This window comes from Brevibacillus brevis (genome assembly GCF_001039275.2).
GTDB classification, from domain to species: domain Bacteria; phylum Bacillota; class Bacilli; order Brevibacillales; family Brevibacillaceae; genus Brevibacillus; species Brevibacillus brevis_C.
In genome coordinates this window covers 932,077-952,312 of sequence record NZ_CP030117.1, presented here as the reverse complement: position 1 = coordinate 952,312, position 20,236 = coordinate 932,077, and the positions used below count along the sequence as shown (strand labels likewise).

The window sequence follows — 20,236 nt, the reverse complement described above, 5'->3', positions numbered from 1 at the left end:
CAAAATGTGAACATTCGGCATTTCATGTTACCTTTTTCCAGTACTACCGTAAAAACCTTTCGAGCACTGAAATAATATGGTTCTTACCAAAGCAAGGAGAATGAACATGAAAAAACGATGGTGGATCATCGGTTCCGTCGTAGTCCTCCTGGGCATCGGGGGCGTTGCGTTTTCCATGATGGGATCGCAACAAGCTATGGGAATGCCTGTCAACATCGGCGCACCAACGAAATCAGCTTTGGAAAGCAAGGTTTTGACATCAGGACTCGTCACCGTAGAAGACAAGCTCAAACAGTACGCCAACGTCACCGGAACCTTACGTGAGTTTGTCGTCAAAGAAGGCGACAAGGTGAAAAAGGGACAAGTGATCGCAAAAATTGACACGTCCGATGTTGATAGCCGAATCCTCGAGCTGGAAGCGCAAATGGAATTGGCCAAAGCCAACCTCGCCAAGGCACAAATCGGCAACGAGCCGGAAGAAGTCGCACAAGACCAAGAACGTGTCTCCCAAGCCCAGCGTGAATACGATGCGGCAAAGCGAGAATATGATCGGATGAATCAATTATTTACTTCTGGCGCTTCTACCCAACAAGAGCTGGACAAGTTGAAATCACAAATGGATAGCGCTCTGTCTACACTGAATGTCGCCAAGCAACAGCTCGCTCTCAAGCAAAAGGGCCCACGTAAGGAAGACATTGCCGCTCAGCAAGCCCAAATCAACAAGCTGAATGTAGAAAAAGCACAACTGAATAAAGAACGTGTCCAAAGCGTCGTCGTAGCACCTATGGATGGAACCGTCATTGGCGTTGCAGCTGATAACGGTCAATACGTCAACAAGGGGACAGAAATCTTGACCCTTGCCAATCTGAACAATCTGTTGATAGAAGCGGATATTAACGAATCCGATGTCAACAAACTCAAAATCGGACAGTCTGCCACGATTGAAGGCGTGACACTCGGAAAGAAAAAGCTGAATGCGGAAGTAGCTCGCATCTCTCCAACCGCGACCACTACTGCCACCAAGTCGGGGCAAGGTGAAAAAACACGCGTCAAAGTCACCCTCAAGCCATCTGGCGATCTATCTGCTTTGAAGCCTGGCTTCCATGTGGACATCAACATCTCCGTCGAAAAAATCGATAATGCCATGCAAGTACCAATCGAAGCTATTCAGCAAGATGCTGACGGCAGTACCTTTGTCTGGGTATCTGCTAATGGTGTTGCGAAGAAGCAGAAGGTCGAAACCGGTATGGAAAATGAGTTGTTCACTCACGTCAAGTCTGGACTTAACGGTGATGAGCAAGTGATTTTAGGCCCTGTCGAATCCCTGACTGAAGGAGCTCCTATCATGCCAATGAGTGGCGGCGGCGCACCAATGGGTATGTAACACGTAAAGAAGGAGGTCAGCCGACGATGCTTCATGTAGAAGGCTTGACGAAAGCATACAAGACGGGTGATACCGTACTGCCCATCTTAAAAGGTGTCTCCCTGCTGGTGGAACAAGGCGAATTCGTTGCCATCATGGGGCCATCAGGATCAGGGAAATCGACGTTTATGAACATGCTGGGCTGCCTGGATCGTCCTGATTCGGGTTCGTACATGCTAGACGGCATTGAGGTTAGCAGTCTGAAGGATACGGAGCTTGCTGTTGTTCGCAACCAAAAGATCGGCTTTGTGTTCCAATCGTTTAATCTACTCGCCCGCTCTTCCTCCTTGCACAATGTAGAGCTGCCGATGATGTACGCGAATGTCAGCCGCTCAGAACGGCGCAAACGGGCAACAGAAGCACTCAAACGAGTGGGATTGGCTGAGCGCATGGACCATAAACCAACCCAGCTATCCGGTGGTCAAAAACAGCGTGTAGCGATTGCCAGAGCACTGGTCAATAAGCCGGCCATCCTCTTGGCAGACGAACCGACGGGAAATCTGGACAGCCGCTCCGGAGTAGAAATCATGGCCATGTTTCAGGAACTGCATGCGCAGGGCGTTACGATCATTCTCGTTACCCACGAATTGGATATCGCCCAGCACGCTGAGCGGATTGTGACTTTCAAGGATGGCGTAATCATTCGCGATGAAAAGGTTACGGAGCGAATATTCTCCAAGCCGTCTGACGAGGTGATTGTCACATGAATTTTATGGAAAGCTTTAACACCGCCGTAGAGGGTATCTGGGCGAACAAAATGCGCTCGATCTTGACCATGCTCGGGATCATCATCGGAATTACCTCCGTCATTGTCGTCACGGCACTCGGCGAAGGCGGACAGAAAGCCATCAACGAAGAGATGGAAAAGTTCGGGCAAAATACGTTTAACGTCTTCATCAATTGGGAGACAAAAGAAGAGATCGCTTCAGAAGATATGACCGTGGAAGATACCGAGGTACTCGGCAGGATTAGTCCTGCCATCGAATACATCGTACCTTACAACTCCAGCACGATTGATTTGAAGGGTCCGAAAAAAGAAGAGCGCGTCAACCTCACTGCCTCCACTGCTGATTATTTTTCGATGCAATCAACCTTGAAGGTGGCAAAAGGGCGACTTTTCAACGAGGTAGATGACAAAGAGCAACGCGCTGTCATCGTCCTGGAGGAAGCTCTTGCTCAAAAGCTGTTCGGTCAAATGAGCCCGATTGGTCAGCGTGTTCGCTGGGGAAATCAATCTCTCGTCGTAATCGGGACGTACACAGAAGAGAAGTTCAAGTTTGATATGGCAACGAGCTATGGAGCGATTATTCCTATCCGTTACGAAATGAGCTTGCAGGAAGAGCCTTCTGTTCAAATGCTCATGGGAAAAGCGATCGACAAAGCCTCTGTCGACCCAGCCATGCAGCAGGTCAAACAATACTTGAGCCGCAAGCATCAAAAGGAAGACCATTACAGAGTTCGGAGTATGCAAGAATCAATGGATCAGTTTAATCAAATGACGGGCACCTTGACGCTGATCTTCAGTATCATCGCAGGTATCTCCCTCGTGGTTGGCGGCGTCGGCGTTATGAACATCATGCTCGTATCCGTGACAGAGCGTACTCGCGAAATCGGGATTCGCAAAGCCTTAGGGGCACGTCGACGAGATATTTTGATTCAGTTTTTGATTGAATCGGTCATCGTCTGCTTGATCGGTGGCTTGATCGGGGTTTTGTTCGGCCTTGGTATTGCTTCGATTATTGCCTATTTTGCACAGTTGCCGCCGCTTATGTCCTGGAACAGCGTGTTTATCGCATTCGGCTTCTCCAGTGCCATCGGTATTTTCTTCGGCCTTTATCCGGCCAACAAGGCAGCCAAGCTTGATCCAATCGAAGCACTGCGTTACGAATAATGGAGTAGCCTTTTTTAAAAAAACAAGCACCTGTAAGCTCTCTGGCTACAGGTGCTTGTTTATGTTGGCAACGTATCTGTTACCAGCTTCAAAAGAAAAAAAACCGCAATCCCCACGCTCGCGACTGTCCACCAGAGCGGCTTGCTGTCAGCCTTTTGGGCCTTGTAGATCCCGATTAATTTCCAGGTACCCACCGCCACGCACAAGAGGCTAAACAGGAGCAGGATTGTCCCCATGACTTCCCTCCCCTCACTCTTTAGCTATATGGGGATGAGAGGGAAAAAATCACTTCTTCGGGTCCTTTTTGCCCAATCGGCCGAGGACCATCCGGCCCCGTTCCTTGATGGACTCGTCCTTGATATCTTGTTGACGCTTTTTCATCAAACCGTTTTTGGAAGTATCCGGTCGGTCCGTTTGCCGTCCATCTCGCATTAGCTGTACTTGCCTCCGCCTTTTTTCTCGTAATCGTTCAAAAGCTCAGCAAAGCTCTTGTTGCGCTCGCGTTCTTCCTGCTCTCGGCGCTTTTGTTCGGCTGCTTCCTTCTCTTTGCGCTCGCCTTCTGTCTTCATGTCTTTTTCAAGCTGCTTGAGTGCTCCGAGCGCATCTGCATTCAGCATATCCTTCAAACTGTTCAATCCGCTTTTCGCGTCTGTCGTAGTTGTTGTCGCTGCTTGACGTTGTGGTTTTCGTTGTTTTTTCGCCATTTGAATTGCCACCCTTTCCCTATCCTCATTCTGTCCTCATTCTCTGGCCCCATCCGGGTCATACTATCTTCATCTTTCACAAAGAGGAGGACATCACATGGTACGTAACAAAGAAAAAGATTTTGGAAAAACCGCTGAAATCCGAGGACCCAAAGCCCAATCCGAGGCTGTCCGTTCTGACGGCTCCATTAATAGTGAACCACAAGAAAGGCTAAAAGAAAACCGCTAACAAAAAAACCGCCGGGCAGCCATTATGCTCGGCGATTTTTACTCTTTCTAAAGTTTGATGAGTCTAGGGGGAGTGTAATCTCATGAGAATGACAGTTCATTGAAGAGCTACGCGAAGAAATTATAGAGCAGGAGAGAATCATTCATGAGTATGCAATTGAAGGGAACGTTTCTTTGGTTGCGGACGAAATCGAAAATACATCAGCAATGACATTTCGAAGGATTTTTCTCCAGCCCCCAAAATGATAATCGCGGAAAACGGCCAAAAACGCCCGAATTTGAGGATGCGGACGTTAGCTAACATAATACCTATTATCGGGCCCCCGTAAAATGTGGGATTTACTAATGCTAAGAAGATGCTGAGAGTGTTTTTCAATCTTCTTTCGAAACAAAAAATTGGGTATGGATGCGTCTAAGTAGAAGCGAATTAATGCGAAGGAATAGCAGAGACGGAGCTTGAGAACCCGAAAATATTTAGGAAAAATACCTAGAACTTTTTTGTATGCCAAAACGTCATAACAGGTGCCGATAGTGCTCAAACGATTATCAAAGAATGAATATGACACAATCAAAAAAATAAAAAAGAGTGTGAAATATGAAAAAAATATTATTGGTTTGTATCATGATCATGTTGATGCTAGCATCGGGTTGTGGAAATATTGAAATGCCATCAAATCCAAATACTTCTAGTGAGCCTAAACCTGAAACGGATGAGTCTATTATTCCAGAAAACACATCCGAATATTGTACTGTAGAACGTATAAATTTGGATAGCGAAACTGAAAAATATTTCTACGGAACTTGGAAAGTTGAGAAGCTTTTAGGATTTGCAAATTCATATAATGATGCTTCTGAATATCCAACAGGGCAAAAATTTATTGGAGATGAACTTATAATCAAAAAAGACTTTTTTTCATCAAAAGGACTTAAAAACTATACGAAATATCAATATGAACTAAAAAATCCACTATATGAGATTACAGCGACATGCGATAACTCTCTCTCTTTTTATAGATTATATAAAATAGATATCCCAGACTTAAATGAAAATGATGGAGTAAAAGTAATAGATATAAGTGACCCTTCTACAAAAATGAGCATACCTGTAGGTATAAGTTTTTTTGTTGTTAATAACGATAGGCTTATCTTGTTATCAGAGGCAACTATTTTTGAGCTTAAAAAAATTACTGATTAAATGAATGAAGGATATGTTATAAGTTCTGTGCTAATAGAATAGAAAATATCCGAAAGGTCAACCTTTAGGCTGACCTTTCTTGTTTATGTCGTAAAACAATTAAACTATAGTGTATATACTGGATATTTGTGAGTATATTTCATATCTTCATAAAATAAAGTTGCTTCTTCATTTCTTCTTGTTTTCAAGTTTTTATCATTTGAACATGCTTTGCTGACTAATTTTGAATAAGTAGTGATTAACGGAGTTCCAGAAGAAATAGTTGCACAGCATATAGGCATATCTCAACAAGGCGTAAACAAATACAAACGGAAATATTTAGGGATACTTCGAAAAAAAATTAGAGTCTAATCCGCAAGCAGTTAAGTCGTAGGCCCTCCCAAATGGAGGGTTTTTTTTAATTTTTTATAACACGAATATCCCGATCAACGTCTTGATTAGGCTAAATCCCTTTGCTACCGGTTATGTTTAAACACCTTACCAAACGAGCTACAAAGGCCCTTTTCTGCGTTTTTATTCTATGTGTAGGGTTGGGCTAGTGGGCACACCGTTATGCCCCCACAAAAACTGTCGCAAAAGACGTATTTTACGGCACATTTCCCCTTAACGTGGGTTTCTGGTTACTTTGCTGGCGGTACCCCATTTACTAGCCTATTGACGCTCATAATGATCTGGCCGGTTCGAAGGAGATTCGATCCTTACAGCTCACAAGGTCTCCTTTTTCCACTTATTTTCAACATAGGTTAGAATAGCTTGCATTCCTTTAAGCCAAAGAGCCAAAAAGGGTGTCGTAACTGGTAGTACTATCAGGGCATATAGGGGTGCTAATTTAAAATAGTCATGCATGATATCATTCGCTGTAATCTCTGCTGACGGGGTCATTACACGCTCAAAGCCATACTCTAAAATAAGCATCAGCGTAGCACCAACTGACCCCATGAAAAGGGGGATGATAAAACCTAGAAAAGCACATAAAACCCAATATACCCATAGGTGAATGTTCCTGAATGCCTGGAAGTAACCTGAAATACCAGAAATAACAGAGACAGGAAATAGGGATGTCGCAAAAAACCATAACCATCCCCCAAACGATGCTCCCCCAACCGACATGCCGCCAGCTGCGAAATCTCCAAGAAAAGAAATGATAACACTCAAAAAAAACATAGTCACCAAACCGTAAATAAGACCTACTAACGTAGAGCGTACTTTCATACAAATGGTCGCTCCCTCCCCCAAACGAATCAGTTTCAACATTATTATTTATCAATAAATTCCACATATTATCAAATACACTTCATTAGTGGGTCGCGATATCTTTGTTATTTAAGCGTCTTTCGCTACTTATGCTTGAATGTTAATTACTTGGCCCAGTAGATTTGACCTATTCTGAGATTATCGATTCGTGGCATAAATGACCGAGATTCCTTTAATTGAAGGACCTTACAGCGGTTATCCCTGAAGAATGGTTATTAGTTAGTACTGATCCTTATAACAATTATTATGGCGATGGAAACAACCGTGAAGATCGGACTAGACCGATCAGTCCCATCTCACATCCCCCTCAAATCTAATCAAGACGTTATTAGAACTGGAGCCGTTATCCAGCACAATCACTTCATATTTTTCAAAATCGGCAAACTGCAAGTTCAGGCTAAACAAGGTATACAGAAGCTGATGAGCTGCATCTCTGACGGGAATGATCACACTCGTTCGCATCAGATCTTCCCCCTTTTTTTAGCATATACGGCTGGGTCTCATTTGGGCTGGGCGCGAGCTCCCCTCCGAAACCGAATAAGGGGTCAGTGACTGATGCATGCTATGAGATAAAAGGAGGTCCAGATGATGGATAACGATCAGCAAAAGAACGACAAGACGAAGGATATTTCCCTCGATGGGACGCTGCCGCATCAAATCAGTGCTCCTGACTTCAAAAACTCGTCCCGTACGATTCAAAAGCCATTCGTCAATGAGTTCGGAGTCGTCATCGGTGACAGCTTGTACGAGTCCAAGGAATCTCCCTTACACAACTGGAACACAGAAACCGATCCCTCCGTCATGGCAGGGGACCGGTGGGTACATCCGACCAATGACATTGGCTGGAACTCGATAGAAAATCGTGAGCTCCTCGAGGATCAAGAAGAACCAGATAGAGCGCGTTTTATGCACCCTACCCTCGATGTGAGCAAAGGCAAGGACTAATGCCAGCTTTTTCATGCAGCCCGTTCGGCAGAGACATTTCTGACCGGACGGGTGTTTTTGGATTGCGCTTGCACCTTGAGCTTCGGGACACTACTCTGACTTGTGTTACAATGGGAGACAAGTAGCAGAAAGGAGCTAGTCCATGAGTATCACACTTATGATAGAGCCAGCGTTTTCCCTTGCCTATCAACGTTATGCCGGTTTTGTACCGGGAGATACGCTTCGATTGTATGTACGAACAAGCGGCCCCGGGACCGGTGGTATGTTTTATGCGATTGAAAAAGATGAGGCCCTCACCGACGATGCTGTGTTTGAAGTAGAGGGGTTGCGATTTGTCATTCGTCCAACTGATTTCTGGTATTTCGACGGGGGACATCTTAGCTACAATCCGCTCTATGGCGAGTACGGCTTTCACTTCACCAATCCTCGTCTGGATGGCAACTAGAACAGAAACTTCTCTTGGCTTGATTCGTAAGAAGGAATATCTGCCTATATCTTCTGGGAGGAAAAACGATGAAAAAAAGCCGTTCAGTCCTTTTGGCGATCGGTGCTTTCTTACTTGCCAATTTAAAATGGATACTTAGCATACTGAAGTTTTCGAAATTCGGGACCACGATTATATCTATGGGGATTACCTTGTGGGCGTATGCCGTTTTTTACGGATGGAAATTCGCCGTGGCGCTCGTCTATCTGATTTTCGTCCACGAAATGGGCCATGTGATCGCCGCCAAGCGAAAAGGGATCGCGACCTCACCCGCTGTCTTTATCCCTTTTGCAGGAGCCTTCATTGCCATGAAAGACATGCCGCGTGACGCAAAAACAGAGGCGTACTTAGCCTACGGCGGGCCCTTGGCGGGGATGATTGCGTTCTTGCCTGCCCTCCCGCTGTATTGGTATACGCAAGACCCTTTCTGGGGGTTGGTTATCTACTTGGGTGCCATGCTCAATTTATTTAACCTGCTGCCTATCTCCCCGCTCGATGGCGGCCGCATCGTTTCGGTCTTGTCGACGAAAATTTGGTTTATCGGGTTAGTCGGGCTGGGTGTTATGCTGTTCGCCAACCCAGGACCGATTACTGTGTTCATTTTCATCATCGGCTTGATTACGTGGTACAACCGCCTACGTGGCGGCTATCAGCAAAAGCTCCTGCAATACGAGCGCGAAAAGATTGCAGACTTCCAGCAAAGCATAGCCAAATGGCCCGAGCTGGAATCGACATGGGATATTCGCACGCAAATGAATGCCGAGGTTAATGCGATCAATCAGGAAGATTTGAAGAAATTTTACGTGCCATTTTTGCAGGACAAACAACGTCTTCAGCGTGACTTCAAGCGCCTCGATAAAGTGTATGTGAACAGAAAATGGGAACTGTTCAGACTGTGGGAACGAGAGCCTGTTTTGTATTACGATTCCGACCCGAACCGACCGATCCCATCGGATGCGCTTCGTGATGGAGAACTTGCGGCGCAAGAGAGATTAGCCGAACTGGATGAGCAAATGCACCAGCTCACTACGTACTACGATGCACCCGCCTCTACGAAGTGGAAAGTGTTAGCTGCCTATCTCGGTCTAGCTGCTGTACTGTCAGCATTTTTCGTCTACGCCCAACAAATTCTGCACAGGTAACCGCTTGCACTTTGCGTCGCTTGACAGAAACGGATGCCTATCTGCGGCCTTCTCCGAGCGCAAAAACGTGCGCTACGGTTATCTGAGGGTCGCTCTTTCCGACCAAAAGGGCGTAAAACGCCCCCTACGGTGGTATATCGCTTTTGTGCGTTCCACCCAATCAGAGTAAAATAGAAAATAGTACTTTCATAAAATTCCAGAGAGGATGACTTTTTACTTGGACACCGTCCCGATAGTGCTCAACCTACTGCTTGTTATATTTCTTGTTTTTCTCAACGGCTTTTTCGTAGCCGCAGAGTTCTCACTCGTGAAGGTGCGGCAAACGCGCCTGACACAGATGGTGAATGAAGGTAACAGACGCGCAGTCTATGCCCAAAAAGTAACGCATAAGCTAGACGCCTATCTATCTGCCTGCCAGGTCGGGATTACGCTCGCCTCGCTAGGACTGGGTTGGGTCGGGGAACCGGCCATTGCCCATATGATTGTGGAGCCTTTGCTTGGATCTTCAGGATTGCCTGAGTATGCGATCTCCGCGATTTCTTTTGGTGTAGCCTTTGCGATTATTACGTTCCTCCACATTGTCTTGGGTGAGTTGGCTCCGAAATCATTGGCCATTCAAAAAGCAGAAATGACCTCGTTGTGGGTTGCCGCGCCATTGATGTTTTTCTATAAATTGCTTTACCCGGCTATCTGGTTCTTGAACGGAACAGCCAACGCTCTCATGAGACGACTTGGACTCGAAGCCATCTCAGAACATGAAGCGGCGCATACAGAAGAAGAAATTCGTCTTCTGGTTAACCAAAGTCACCAAAGTGGCCATATCGACCAAACCGAATTGGCTCTTGTGGAACAAGTTTTTGACTTCTCCGAAACCGTTGCTCGGGAAACGATGATCCCGCGCATTGATATGGTTTGCTTATATACGACGAATACCTTTGAAGAAAACCTGGAGATTATCCGCTCGCAGCGCCACACGCGTTTTCCGGTTGCAGCCGAAGACAAGGACAACATCATTGGTTTTGTCCATGCGACAGACTTCTACCTTTCTGCGTTACAAGACGGAAGCGTAGAGCTGGATTCGTTGGTCCGCCCTGTCCTGACAGTACCGGAAACCATGGAAATCAGCACGGTATTGCGCCTGATGCAGAAAAACCGTTCGCAGCTTGCGATTGTCATCGACGAGTACGGCGGAACAGCCGGTCTCGTAACGATGGAGGATATTCTGGAAGAAATCGTTGGGGATATCCAAGACGAGTTTGACGAGGAAAGACCAGAGATTGAGAAGCTGGACAATGGCCTCTCCGTATCCGGTATGCTCGTGTTGGCTGACCTGAATGACCATCTTCCATTCGAACTCGAATCCGAAGATGTGGACACAATCGGCGGTTGGTTGTACAGCCAGTTGGAAGAAGATATCGCTGTTGGTGCGACAGTAGAATGGGAAAACCACCTGTTCACCGTCAAGCAGATGGATCACCACCGTGTCACACGCGTTCTGATTACGCGTTTGGAAAAAGATGAATCGGAGCAACAAGAACTGTTGACCGTCTCCTAATCATCACACCTTAGCACAAACCAAAGCCCCACACCTGCTTACTTGGCTGGTGCGGGGCTTTTCTGTTTCGCAGGTGAGTTTCTTCGCTCTCGTTCGTCTACGTGGTTCCCTGGCCCGTGAGCTCCTTCCAGTCGTCCACGCCGTTGTCCTCCAAAATTCCCATCGTCACATCGCTAATATCCGGGTCGGTAAGCAAGCTGTCGCGAATACGGTATTTAATATCGTCTGCCACAGCAAGACTTAGTCCTGTCCGCAATTCTACATAGCTCTCCACATGGTAAAAACGCCCTTCCTGTACAATCCGCAACCGGTTGATGTCCGTCACATCCGGGTCAGCAAAAATGACTTTGGCTACCCGATCCTCGATTTCTTTGGGAGCTGCAATACCAATCAAACCCACCATGTTGTCGTACCCTACCTTGAATGCCACACCTACCATGAGAATTCCGATCAGGATGGTGGCAATCCCGTCCAGCAAGGCAAAGGAAGTAAACGTAGTGACGATAACAGCAATCAGCGCCAATAACGCACCGAGCGTTGCCACGATGTCTTCGTAAAAGACAAGCCGTGTCGGTGGAGCCGCACGTCCTACATTCCGAAAAGCGGCAGGGATGACAGCAAAGCCCTTCGCTTCCACCCGAGCTTCATGAACGATTTCGAACATGACTTTTACCAGCACGTACCCATCCACAATAACCGCCAGAGCCAAAATGATGAAATTCAACCAAAAATGGCTGGATTCTGCGGGTTCCTGAATAAGGTGGAAGCCTTTCATAATGGTTTCATAGGCCATGATGGTTACGACGATCACAGCGACCATACAGAAAATGTTAATGACACGACCAAAGCCTGTTGGGAACCTCGGTGTCGGTTTTTTCTCTGCGAGTACGCTGCCAAAGAAAACGAAGAACTGGTTGACTGCATCGGCTACCGAATGCATTGCCGATGCAAACATGGCTCCACTCCCACTATAGACAGCCGCAAAGCCTTTTGCGATAGCAAGCCCAGTGTTTCCCAAAGCCGCTGTCGCCGAGGACGTATTTCCCTTTTTTAGCGTTGCCCAGAAAGAGCTCATGGTGATGCCATTCCCTCCTTGAACGAGACGATTTTCTTTACTATTCCCTATTCGCAAAGAGTGTTCCTTATGAGAAATGGAACATATACACAAAGAAAAGGCAGACATCCGAAGTGGAATATCTGCCTTTTCTTATAACCGCTACCTTATGCTACTAATTTCAATCCTGCTACTGCTATAATCACCACGGCGATGCACAAGATTCGCAGCTTGTCTTTCGCTTCCCCATAAAACATCATCCCGACAATGGCGCTACCTACCGTACCAATCCCTGTCCAAACCGCATAGGCTGTTCCCATCGGGATTTCTCTCATGGCGAAGGACAGGAGGAAGAAGCTGAGGGAAAAACCGCCGATCAGTACCGCAAAGGAACGGAACGAGGGTTTTTGGTTGACCTGTGTGATCCCCATTACGCCTACAACCTCAAACAACCCTGCAAAAATTAAGGATAACCATGTCATGCCACTTCACCCTCCCTCTTCGGCTTCTCTTCATGATCTGGTGTGACCAGCTTCAACCCAAGGATTCCCCCCAGAAGAAGCGCGATCAAGCCCACTTTCGTCCAACTGAACGGTTCTCCAAACAGGACCATTTCGCTAATAACGGTACCAGCCGTACCCAAACCGACGAAGATCGCATAAACCGTACTCGTCGGCAGCTTTTTCCCTGAATAGATCAAAACACCAAAGCTGATAATAATCGCTATAATGGTCAACGCCCATGACCAAAAGCTGTCGGCGTGCTTCAAGCCCGCTACCCACATGACTTCAAATACTGCTGCTACGACAACCATCAACCAATACTTCCCCATGTTCTGGCTCCCTCCTCTTTCTTTTACATTCATGGTAACGGACGTATCCGTTTTTATCGTTCCCCAAAATACATACTCATCCAAGATGGCTCAGACTTTTTTCCGAATGCAAAAAAAGCCTCGGGTGAATACCATCACAGATATTCCTCCCGGGCTTTTATCCCTCCGTGTACACGACCGTGGTCGTGGGTTTTCTCTCGGTCCTGACCGGCCAGATGACTGACCGCGGAACCCTAGAAAACTCAGTACATATGCAGTTCTTTTCTTGGGGTAACTGTCCTTATCATATCAAAAATCACCGCGTTTGGCAATGAACGTGCGCGCATCGCTAAAAAAGCAAGAAGCCCAAGCTGATAATGGCGCCTGTCACGATTAACATCATCAAGCAGTAGCCCATAATATCCCTCGCACCCAATCCAGCAAGAGCCAGCACAGGTAATGCCCAGAATGGCTGAATCAAGTTCGTCCACGCATCCCCCCAAGCAATGGCCATCGCTACTTTTGCATGGGAAACGCCCAGCTCAGTGGCGACAGGCAGCATAATTGGCCCCTGTACTGCCCATTGCCCTCCACCAGAAGGAATGAAAATGTTCAATAAGCCTGCACTCCAAAACGTGAACAGCGGGAAGGTAGTAGGCGTCGAAATGCTGATAAACCATTGAGAGATACTCGCCGCCAGTCCTGAAGCCGTCATCATCCCGATGATACCTGCATAAAACGGGAACTGGACGACGATCCCTGTCGTGGTTTTCACTGCTTCATTCATGGCATCCAAAAACTTGCGCGGTGTCCCATGAAGGAGTATACCCAGAAACAAGAAGCCCATGATTACAACATCTAAATTCAACTTAAAGCCTTTATCAGCAAAATAGAAAACCAAATAGATAATTCCGAGTGCTGAAACAAGAATCGAGATTAAACGGCTGTTTTCCATTTTGGAAGCAGGAGTATTGTCGACTGCATAATCAGTAGCAGCAGCCATTTCTTGTTGCGCGATCCCTTCGCCCGCAAATACAATCGTATCTTTTTCGGCAGGCATCATAAATCTGTTCACAATCGGGAGGACAATCATGATTGCAGCCACAATGGTCAGATTCATCGGCGAAAACATCGTTTCCGTGGTAGGAATGACACCGATGATATTTTCTAAGCTGTGCTTTTCCGTAGCGATTGTCAAAGGTACAGAGCCAGCAAGCCCTCCGTGCCAGACGACAAATCCGCCATACGCACTGGCGACAAGCAATCGGTAGTCTACCTTTTCCACTTGATTGGCAAGAACGCGTGCCAATAGCGCACTGATCACAAGCCCAAAGCCCCAATTGATCCAGTTCGCCACACAGGAAACTAATGTGACGAGTACAATCGCTTGACCTGGTGTTTTTGCCAGTGATCCCAAGGCATTCAAGCCACGTTTACAAATATTCGTACTGGCTAGCGTATGACCCGTAATCAGGATCAAGACCATTTGCATCGTAAAGCTGAGCAAGCTCCAGAAGCCGCCTCCCCAATAGTTGACCATTTCCATCGGCGTTTTGCCATTGATGAAGATCCCGGCAACAAATACGAGGAAGGTTAAAATGACTGCAAATAAAAAGGCGTCTGGCAAATAGCGTTGCACCATGCGGACTGAAGCGTTCGTTAAGGCTTGAAACACATTTTCATCCCCTTTTCCAAAAGTATTCATGTACTTGTGCTTTTGGATATAGCAAGAGGGATGCCAATCTGTTTTTCAAGGAAATGAATGCGCTTTCAGGAAATTACTCCGTCATGCTGACTACTTTTTGCACAGTATGTCACTTGTTTGCGCACACCGGGCGATTAGTCTCTTTCATTCATTGCCGAATCCAATCCGTACATTTGCAGCTTGTAGAGCAGTGCCCGCCGTGATATGCCCAGTCTTTTCGCTGTCTGTAGCTTGTTGCCGCGTTCTTTTCGCAGGGTATGGGCAATGGCTTCCTGCTCGACTTGGGCAATGATTTCCCGCATAGTTCGTCCTTCATAGCTGATTTTGCCAAGGCCTTTGGTCCGTTCACTTACCGTGTTTTCCTGAATGGGGGATAAGACATGCTCTTGGCCGATAACTGCTCCTCTGGTCAAAACAACAGCTCGTTCGATCGTATTTTCAAGCTGACGCACATTACCTGGCCAGTGATAGGCGATCAGAGCTTCTGTGGCATCAGCGGACAAGCAGAGGTCATGCTTCCCTGCCTCTTTTCCATATTTGGCGAGAAAGTGACGGATAAGCAGTGGAATGTCCTCTTTTCGCTCTCGAAGTGGCGGCATGCGAATCGGAACGACATTGAGCCGGTAGTATAAATCTTCGCGGAAAAGCTCCTGGCGAATTCTCTCCTGCAAGTCACGGTTGGTGGCAGCAATCACGCGAACGTCAACCGATACCGCCTCAATGCCCCCTACCCGAATAAATACGCGATCCTGCAAAAACCGCAGCAGTTTTACCTGCAAAGAAAGGCTCAGCTCTCCTACTTCGTCAAGGAACAACGTACCTCCATTCGCAAGCTCCAACAATCCTTGCTTGCGATGAACGGCACCTGTAAATGCACCTCGTTCATATCCAAATAACTCGCTCTCCAGCAAATTTTCAGGAATCGCACCGCAATTGACAGGAATGAGCGGTTTATCCGCCCGCAGGCTATTGGCATGGATCGCTCTTGCAATGAGCTCTTTGCCTGTGCCACTCTCCCCTTCAAGCAAAACAGTGGCTTTAGACATCGCTACTTTTCCCACCAGCTTGTACACGTTTTGCATAGCCGGACTCAGGCCAATCAAGCTGGTTCCGCCTGGATTTGCTTGCTCTTCCTGTATGCCTTGCCCGACTTCGCCTTGCTCAAGCAGCTCTCCCTGTGTAAGTGCATGAGCAACGACTTGTTTGACCTGACCCAAGTCGAAGGGCTTTTGCACATAATCAAACGCTCCCAGCTTCATGGCCTCCATGACATCACTGGCCGAACCATAGGCAGTCATCATCACGACTCTCGGGAGTCTTCCCTTTCTCTCGTTCAGGCGGCGCAACGTATCCATACCATCTAAATGGGGCATACGCAGATCCAGAAGCATGACTTGCGGGCAAAAGCGTTCGACCTGCTCCAAAGCTTCTACTCCACTGCCAGCCTCCAGGAGCTCGTATCCCATTTTGCGTAGCGTAGTCGACAATGCCTTTCTCACATTGGCCTCGTCGTCTACGATCAGCACCCTGCTCGTCATCACAATCCTCCTTTTACCCGAATCGGCAGTACGACAGTGAAACAGACGCCTTCGGGGGTGTTTTGAGCAAAAATATGTCCGCCATACGCTTGCACGATCCTTTGGGAGATCGCCAGTCCAAGTCCCGTACCTGTTTGCTTCGTCGTGAAAAATGGTTCGAATACAGCCAGTAGGTTTTCTTCCGCGATAGGCGGACCGTCATTCGTTACCTGAACGTGCACATCATTGTCTATATTTTTGACTTCAATTTGGATTCGACCTTCCATTGGTTTGGCTTGCAGTGCATTGTGCAATATGTTTAGAAATACCTGTTTTAACAACTCCGGTGAGGACATCACGACCGGAATATCCTCGTCACATACGAGCTGTACAATCCCCCCGCTATAGCCCTCGACATGTTCCAGCAGCTTGAGTGTGTGCTGGATTACCTCCTGCACGCGCACAGGTACGTTCGACTCTTCATTGGGACGAGAAAATAACAAGAGCTCGTCAGTAAAACGGTTCAAACGCTCGACTTCCTCCACAATAATCCCTGTGTATTCCCGAGAGTCATGATCTTTTGGCCATTCCTCCTCGATGATCTGGGCGAAGGCTTTGATGGCTGTCAACGGATTGCGTACCTCATGGGCAATACTGGTCGCCCACTCACCTATGACCGCCAGTCGCTCTGCCTGAGCCAGCCTTGACTCCATCCTCCGCCATTGCGTGCGATCCTCCAGCACGACGATGGCTCCCAGCACATCATCGGTGGTATTTTTCCAAATGGAAGAGCTGACCTTCAGCCACAGCACGCCTCTATCCGGATGCTGATGGCGCCACATAGCATCTCGGATGGCTCGACCGTTTTGCAGCGTATCCAACAGGATATGAAGGAGAGCCTCACTCTCTGTAAAAACTTCCGTGTAATGCATTCCCTTTGCTCGACTGGCCGTGAAGCCAATCATATGTATCGCTGTCTCATTCCAAGCAATCAGATGCCCGCTTTGATTTAACGCGAGGACCCCGCTGTCCATGCTATTCATGATCGTCTCCGTGTGACTACGGCTAGCCTGCAAATCACTCGCCAAATTGTTGATCGCACCTGTAATTTCTCCAGGCTCACCGTCCATTCTCCTCAAACGAAAGGAAAGGTCTTGGCTAAGCCGCTTTAGCCCTGACTTGATCTCTGACAAAATCACTTCTAAGCGATGAACGAGCAAACCGCTGGCTGCTGCTGCGATCATACAGCCAATGCCCAAAATCGCATAAATGCTTTGTCGCATATCCGCGAGTTGTATATCAATCGTAGACATGAGCTCATTCGCCCATGCATAGCCGATCACTTGATTATTGCGAATGAGTGGAACCATGGCATTCATGATGTTGCCGCGTACTTGTTCGCCGATTACTACGTCAATCTGCTGCGTCTGCATGACACTGCGACCCGGATGGTTTTCGCCAATTGATTGTCCTATGTACAAGCTCATTTCATTGCTGGGTCCATACGTCACGATGGAATCGAGGGCTGCGGAATAATAACCGACGCCAATTCCCGGATGCGCCAGAGCAATACGATCTGTAAGTGATTGCATTTTCTCGTTTAATGCTTGGAGCTTGTCCTCTTTTTCCGCCTTTTCTAATCCAGCTTCCACGACAATAGTGTCAAAATCTTTCGACAGCGCAAAATCCAATTGCTGCGTGATGGCGATTAGCTTTTGTTTCTTTTCCGCCAGTAAAGCCTGCTCTGCCGATTTTACCAATACGATTCCGGTAATGATAATCGGTAAAACAGTGACAACAATGACAGCCACAACAAAACGGATGCGGTACAGATATGTTTTCATTGCAAATGTCCTCCTTATGGTATTCTAACATACAGAAGCATCACACACAGGAAGAGAGGAGCCTACATATGACAACCGTCTTGTTCGTTTGTCTGGGCAATATTTGTCGCTCGCCCATGGCCGAAGCTGTATTTCGCCATCTCGTAGAGGCGGAGGGATTGGCAGGGGAAATCTCCATCGATTCAGCAGGGATCGGTGGCTGGCACGCAGGTGAACCTCCGCACAAAGGTACACAAAAGGTATTGACCGAGAATGGGATTGCGCATGACACATTGCGTGCTCGCCAAATTGTCACACAGGACTTCTCGGAGTACGACTATATCATCTGCATGGATGAGGAAAATTTGTCCGCACTCAAGCAGATGGCTCCGTCAGGGAAAAAGGTATATCGCCTGCTCGACTTTGCCGCTTCTGCCCAGGAACAAAATGTGGAGGACCCTTACTATACGGGGCGATTCACGTATGTGTATGACTTGGTGAATGCAGGTTGCCACGGGCTGCTGAACGAAATCAAAGCCAATGCAAAAAAGGGATAGCCCGTCATCAGGGCCATCCCTTTTTCTTATACGGCGACCGTCTCCTTCTCAAGCAGTCGATTTAACCAGCTCTTCGTACTTGCAATCAAGCGTTTGTAGCTATCTGTCGAGGAAAAGGTATGGTCTCCCCCTACAACTACTTCTGTTTCGCAGCTCCCCCGTCTTCGCAGATGCAGCTCTCGCTCATAATGGAACATGGCATCCACCGCAATGACGTCATCCCGATTGCCATGCAGGATTAATACATCTCCCTCAAACTGCTTGGCTTGACGCAGCGGAAGAGCGGTACCCAGCGACTGGAAAAAGCGCTTCTCCAATCCGTAGCCCAAATGATCCGTTTTGCCGTATGACAGTGCTTCCTTGTATTCTTTCTCCCCCACGATCCGAACGATATCATCAAAGGGGCGTGCTACCGGTGCCCATAGGATGAGCGAGTGTATACGTTTATCCTGGCTCGCTGTCAGGACACTAACTGCACCACCCAAACTATGACCTAGCAGGCACACACGCTCTTGATCTACTTGTTCCAGTGTGAAAACATGGTCGAGAACATCACCTGTTTGCGCAAGCAGGACATCCAATCCACCTGCACCATAATTCCCGTCGCTCTCCCCGCAGCCTCCGTAATCGAAGCGCAATACGCCAAAACCGTGTGAAGTCAGTTCTCTGGCAGCTTTTACAAACAAGCGATTCACTCCAACTCGACTGCCGATAAAGCCATGGCAAATGACAACCAACGGGTACTTCACTCTGGTCTTGCCTGTTATGCATGTAGGTTCATGCAGGGTAGCCGTCAACGAAATCGTATCGCTAGGTATTTGCAAAATCCGTTCCAAAGAACTCACCTCTTTTAATTTTAGTATTCCGAGTTGTTTACTTAGTTATTATGATTATTATCTTCATTTTCATGAACGCTGTCAAGATGAACTGGAAAACTCAATGAAAAATCATCCTGCACCGTTTATGATGGAAGAGAACGAGGTGCAACATAGGAATGCCAGTTTTGCTGGAGCTGTTGCACCGAAGATAGGATTGTGAGGAGAAAACTATGTCCGACTTGCGGAAAGAAACCTTGGAAAAAATAAAAAACGGTGATTTCACCTGTTCCAAGGAGCTGACCTTGTCTATGTTCAGCGGAAAATGGAAAGTCGTGATTCTGTGGCATTTAGGCGTAGAAGGCCCGCATCGCTTTAGCGAGCTGCAACGGCTGTTTCCAAAAATCACACATAAAATGCTGACGAATCAGTTAAAAGAACTAATCGAAGACGGAATTGTTCACCGGGAAGTATACCCGGAGGTTCCCCCACGCGTGGAGTATTCCATGACGGAGTTGGGGATGACTCTGTTGCCCATTGTGGAAATGATGTATGAGTGGGGCGAAATGCGGATGGGGCAATTGAAGCTGGAGTTGGGGGAGTCGTTCTCTGACTAGCTGCTGTGGTGGGGAGGAAACAGGAGAAAACGCTCAGATTCTTGGAACACCTGCGCGGGAGCAGGGGGTGCCCGGCTCCGTGAAAAAAAGAGAAACCGCGTCCAAAGTCGATGTTCCAGGGGGCTTCTCAGAGGTGGACGCTAAAGGCAGTTTCTCTTTTTTTCACGGAGCCTCGGTAGGTGTGTCCAAAGATCTTCGCTGTTTTCTCCTGTTTCCTCTGCGAACTGTTCGGGATTCCACCTTCTTTTTTAAAAAAGTAATAGACCCCGTGAATGCTGCTTTCAAGATGTAAACACTAGCCGCGTGGGAAGAAGCACATTTCCAGTCCTAGCGCCTCTGGAGCCCTCCTTAGCTCTGAAATAAATGGCGGGGGTTTTCAGCTTTTATCACATACAAAAACGATGTAACGTTTTCTGTTTTGAAGCGCTCCCGACATTTATTTCAGAGCGGACAGTCTAATTCCTCACTGGGCGTAGGCCGAAGCGTAAACTGGAAATGGGCTTCTTCCTCCTCCAC

At 47.4% G+C, this 20,236-nt stretch carries 23 protein-coding genes and 1 riboswitch; of the genes, 11 read left to right on the top strand and 12 right to left on the bottom strand.

All coding sequences use genetic code 11. The annotated features are described in order from the left end of the window. Positions 1-106 precede the first annotated feature (106 nt). The 3 genes from AB432_RS04975 to AB432_RS04965 are packed head-to-tail and all read left to right on the top strand — an operon-like array spanning position 107 to position 3,314. A complete protein-coding gene (locus AB432_RS04975) occupies positions 107-1,384 on the top strand; it encodes an efflux RND transporter periplasmic adaptor subunit (RefSeq protein ID WP_048031307.1) in 1,278 nt (425 codons plus the stop codon). A 26-nt stretch (positions 1,385-1,410) separates the two neighbouring features. Continuing rightward, positions 1,411-2,130 carry an ABC transporter ATP-binding protein gene (locus AB432_RS04970; protein WP_007724719.1) on the top strand — a complete coding sequence of 240 codons (720 nt, stop codon included), beginning with the start codon at positions 1,411-1,413 and terminating at the stop codon, positions 2,128-2,130. After that, positions 2,127-3,314 carry an ABC transporter permease gene (locus tag AB432_RS04965; RefSeq protein WP_048031306.1) on the top strand — a complete coding sequence of 396 codons (1,188 nt, stop codon included), beginning with the start codon at positions 2,127-2,129 and terminating at the stop codon, positions 3,312-3,314. The genes AB432_RS04970 and AB432_RS04965 overlap by 4 nt, the downstream gene beginning before the upstream one ends. A 59-nt stretch (positions 3,315-3,373) precedes the next feature. On the opposite strand, the gene AB432_RS30650 is transcribed toward AB432_RS04965, so the two are convergent. From AB432_RS30650 to AB432_RS04960, 3 genes are read right to left on the bottom strand one after another with little or no spacing between them, the layout of a single operon-like run. Then, positions 3,374-3,550 (bottom strand): hypothetical protein, encoded by a 177-nt coding sequence (locus tag AB432_RS30650; RefSeq protein ID WP_173628144.1) that lies wholly within the window; start codon positions 3,548-3,550, stop codon positions 3,374-3,376. A gap of 49 nt (positions 3,551-3,599) precedes the next feature. Then, positions 3,600-3,746: a hypothetical protein gene (locus tag AB432_RS30645; RefSeq protein WP_007724729.1), complete on the bottom strand. Its 147-nt coding sequence runs from the start codon at positions 3,744-3,746 to the stop codon at positions 3,600-3,602. Then, on the bottom strand, positions 3,746-4,018 hold the full coding sequence (locus tag AB432_RS04960) for a DUF3886 domain-containing protein (RefSeq protein ID WP_048031305.1): 273 nt from the start codon (positions 4,016-4,018) through the stop codon (positions 3,746-3,748). Before AB432_RS04960 ends, AB432_RS30645 begins: the two co-directional genes overlap by 1 nt. Positions 4,019-4,115: 97 nt before the next feature. On the opposite strand from AB432_RS04960, the gene sspK reads away from it, so the two are divergent. Together sspK and AB432_RS04950 are read left to right on the top strand one after the other, a co-directional pair. Then, positions 4,116-4,247: a small acid-soluble spore protein K gene (gene sspK, locus AB432_RS04955; RefSeq protein WP_007724732.1), complete on the top strand. Its 132-nt coding sequence runs from the start codon at positions 4,116-4,118 to the stop codon at positions 4,245-4,247. A gap of 594 nt (positions 4,248-4,841) precedes the next feature. Further along, positions 4,842-5,441, top strand: coding sequence for a hypothetical protein (locus AB432_RS04950; RefSeq protein WP_048031304.1), 600 nt, complete (start codon positions 4,842-4,844; stop codon positions 5,439-5,441). Between the two features lie 705 nt (positions 5,442-6,146). Here the strand turns inward: AB432_RS04950 and AB432_RS04940 are convergent. After that, positions 6,147-6,653 carry a hypothetical protein gene (locus AB432_RS04940; protein WP_048031303.1) on the bottom strand — a complete coding sequence of 169 codons (507 nt, stop codon included), beginning with the start codon at positions 6,651-6,653 and terminating at the stop codon, positions 6,147-6,149. Positions 6,654-6,980: 327 nt separating this feature from the next. Next, positions 6,981-7,157, bottom strand: coding sequence for a glycosyltransferase family A protein (locus AB432_RS04935; RefSeq protein ID WP_113732258.1), 177 nt, complete (start codon positions 7,155-7,157; stop codon positions 6,981-6,983). A 126-nt stretch (positions 7,158-7,283) separates the two neighbouring features. On the opposite strand from AB432_RS04935, the gene AB432_RS04930 reads away from it, so the two are divergent. The 4 genes from AB432_RS04930 to AB432_RS04915 all read left to right on the top strand — a co-directional run bounded on the left by AB432_RS04930 (position 7,284) and on the right by AB432_RS04915 (position 10,821). Then, positions 7,284-7,640, top strand: coding sequence for a DUF3905 domain-containing protein (locus tag AB432_RS04930; protein WP_048031302.1), 357 nt, complete (start codon positions 7,284-7,286; stop codon positions 7,638-7,640). A gap of 142 nt (positions 7,641-7,782) precedes the next feature. After that, complete coding sequence (locus AB432_RS04925) at positions 7,783-8,085, top strand: iron-sulfur cluster biosynthesis family protein (protein ID WP_048031301.1); 303 nt, start codon at positions 7,783-7,785, stop codon at positions 8,083-8,085. A gap of 68 nt (positions 8,086-8,153) precedes the next feature. Continuing rightward, positions 8,154-9,266 (top strand): site-2 protease family protein, encoded by a 1,113-nt coding sequence (locus AB432_RS04920; RefSeq protein WP_048031300.1) that lies wholly within the window; start codon positions 8,154-8,156, stop codon positions 9,264-9,266. Between the two features lie 217 nt (positions 9,267-9,483). Continuing rightward, complete coding sequence (locus AB432_RS04915) at positions 9,484-10,821, top strand: hemolysin family protein (protein ID WP_048031299.1); 1,338 nt, start codon at positions 9,484-9,486, stop codon at positions 10,819-10,821. A gap of 97 nt (positions 10,822-10,918) precedes the next feature. Here AB432_RS04915 and AB432_RS04910 read toward each other — a convergent pair whose 3' ends face one another. From AB432_RS04910 to atoS, 6 genes are all read right to left on the bottom strand, one after another. Then, positions 10,919-11,896 carry a cation diffusion facilitator family transporter gene (locus AB432_RS04910; RefSeq protein ID WP_048031298.1) on the bottom strand — a complete coding sequence of 326 codons (978 nt, stop codon included), beginning with the start codon at positions 11,894-11,896 and terminating at the stop codon, positions 10,919-10,921. A 146-nt stretch (positions 11,897-12,042) separates the two neighbouring features. Continuing rightward, positions 12,043-12,357 (bottom strand): DMT family transporter, encoded by a 315-nt coding sequence (locus tag AB432_RS04905; protein ID WP_048031297.1) that lies wholly within the window; start codon positions 12,355-12,357, stop codon positions 12,043-12,045. Next, entirely contained in the window at positions 12,354-12,707 is a 354-nt protein-coding gene (locus AB432_RS04900) for a DMT family transporter (protein WP_048031296.1), read from the bottom strand. Before AB432_RS04900 ends, AB432_RS04905 begins: the two co-directional genes overlap by 4 nt. 144 nt (positions 12,708-12,851) lie before the next feature. Further along, a riboswitch (guanidine-I (ykkC/yxkD leader) is annotated at positions 12,852-12,955 on the bottom strand. Positions 12,956-13,035: 80 nt separating this feature from the next. Continuing rightward, positions 13,036-14,361, bottom strand: coding sequence for a short-chain fatty acid transporter (locus AB432_RS04895; protein WP_082196033.1), 1,326 nt, complete (start codon positions 14,359-14,361; stop codon positions 13,036-13,038). A gap of 164 nt (positions 14,362-14,525) precedes the next feature. Further along, positions 14,526-15,929 (bottom strand): sigma-54-dependent transcriptional regulator, encoded by a 1,404-nt coding sequence (locus AB432_RS04890; protein ID WP_048031294.1) that lies wholly within the window; start codon positions 15,927-15,929, stop codon positions 14,526-14,528. After that, positions 15,929-17,752 carry a two-component system sensor histidine kinase AtoS gene (gene atoS / locus AB432_RS04885; protein ID WP_048031293.1) on the bottom strand — a complete coding sequence of 608 codons (1,824 nt, stop codon included), beginning with the start codon at positions 17,750-17,752 and terminating at the stop codon, positions 15,929-15,931. Before atoS ends, AB432_RS04890 begins: the two co-directional genes overlap by 1 nt. Before the next feature lie 68 nt (positions 17,753-17,820). Between atoS and AB432_RS04880 the strand changes: the two genes are divergently transcribed. Further along, positions 17,821-18,288, top strand: a complete 468-nt coding sequence (locus AB432_RS04880; protein WP_048031292.1) for a low molecular weight protein-tyrosine-phosphatase — start codon at positions 17,821-17,823, stop codon at positions 18,286-18,288. Positions 18,289-18,314: 26 nt separating this feature from the next. Here the strand turns inward: AB432_RS04880 and AB432_RS04875 are convergent, their stop codons facing one another. Next, entirely contained in the window at positions 18,315-19,133 is an 819-nt protein-coding gene (locus AB432_RS04875; RefSeq protein ID WP_053079547.1) for an alpha/beta hydrolase family protein, read from the bottom strand. A gap of 203 nt (positions 19,134-19,336) precedes the next feature. On the opposite strand from AB432_RS04875, the gene AB432_RS04870 reads away from it, so the two are divergent. Next, positions 19,337-19,720, top strand: coding sequence for a winged helix-turn-helix transcriptional regulator (locus AB432_RS04870; RefSeq protein WP_048031290.1), 384 nt, complete (start codon positions 19,337-19,339; stop codon positions 19,718-19,720). Positions 19,721-20,236 lie beyond the last annotated feature (516 nt).

Bases quoted from the DNA above. Each gene is read 5' to 3' on its own strand.
- AB432_RS04975 (WP_048031307.1), top strand. From the start codon at position 107: ATGAAAAAACGATGGTGGATCATCGGTTCCGTCGTAGTCCTCCTGGGC.
- AB432_RS04970 (WP_007724719.1), top strand. From the start codon at position 1,411: ATGCTTCATGTAGAAGGCTTGACGAAAGCATACAAGACGGGTGATACC.
- AB432_RS04965 (WP_048031306.1), top strand. From the start codon at position 2,127: ATGAATTTTATGGAAAGCTTTAACACCGCCGTAGAGGGTATCTGGGCG.
- AB432_RS30650 (WP_173628144.1), bottom strand. From the start codon at position 3,550: ATGGGGACAATCCTGCTCCTGTTTAGCCTCTTGTGCGTGGCGGTGGGT.
- AB432_RS30645 (WP_007724729.1), bottom strand. From the start codon at position 3,746: ATGCGAGATGGACGGCAAACGGACCGACCGGATACTTCCAAAAACGGT.
- AB432_RS04960 (WP_048031305.1), bottom strand. From the start codon at position 4,018: ATGGCGAAAAAACAACGAAAACCACAACGTCAAGCAGCGACAACAACT.
- sspK (WP_007724732.1), top strand. From the start codon at position 4,116: ATGGTACGTAACAAAGAAAAAGATTTTGGAAAAACCGCTGAAATCCGA.
- AB432_RS04950 (WP_048031304.1), top strand. From the start codon at position 4,842: ATGAAAAAAATATTATTGGTTTGTATCATGATCATGTTGATGCTAGCA.
- AB432_RS04940 (WP_048031303.1), bottom strand. From the start codon at position 6,653: ATGAAAGTACGCTCTACGTTAGTAGGTCTTATTTACGGTTTGGTGACT.
- AB432_RS04935 (WP_113732258.1), bottom strand. From the start codon at position 7,157: ATGCGAACGAGTGTGATCATTCCCGTCAGAGATGCAGCTCATCAGCTT.
- AB432_RS04930 (WP_048031302.1), top strand. From the start codon at position 7,284: ATGGATAACGATCAGCAAAAGAACGACAAGACGAAGGATATTTCCCTC.
- AB432_RS04925 (WP_048031301.1), top strand. From the start codon at position 7,783: ATGAGTATCACACTTATGATAGAGCCAGCGTTTTCCCTTGCCTATCAA.
- AB432_RS04920 (WP_048031300.1), top strand. From the start codon at position 8,154: ATGAAAAAAAGCCGTTCAGTCCTTTTGGCGATCGGTGCTTTCTTACTT.
- AB432_RS04910 (WP_048031298.1), bottom strand. From the start codon at position 11,896: ATGAGCTCTTTCTGGGCAACGCTAAAAAAGGGAAATACGTCCTCGGCG.
- AB432_RS04905 (WP_048031297.1), bottom strand. From the start codon at position 12,357: ATGACATGGTTATCCTTAATTTTTGCAGGGTTGTTTGAGGTTGTAGGC.
- AB432_RS04900 (WP_048031296.1), bottom strand. From the start codon at position 12,707: ATGGGGAAGTATTGGTTGATGGTTGTCGTAGCAGCAGTATTTGAAGTC.
- AB432_RS04890 (WP_048031294.1), bottom strand. From the start codon at position 15,929: ATGACGAGCAGGGTGCTGATCGTAGACGACGAGGCCAATGTGAGAAAG.
- atoS (WP_048031293.1), bottom strand. From the start codon at position 17,752: ATGAAAACATATCTGTACCGCATCCGTTTTGTTGTGGCTGTCATTGTT.
- AB432_RS04880 (WP_048031292.1), top strand. From the start codon at position 17,821: ATGACAACCGTCTTGTTCGTTTGTCTGGGCAATATTTGTCGCTCGCCC.
- AB432_RS04870 (WP_048031290.1), top strand. From the start codon at position 19,337: ATGTCCGACTTGCGGAAAGAAACCTTGGAAAAAATAAAAAACGGTGAT.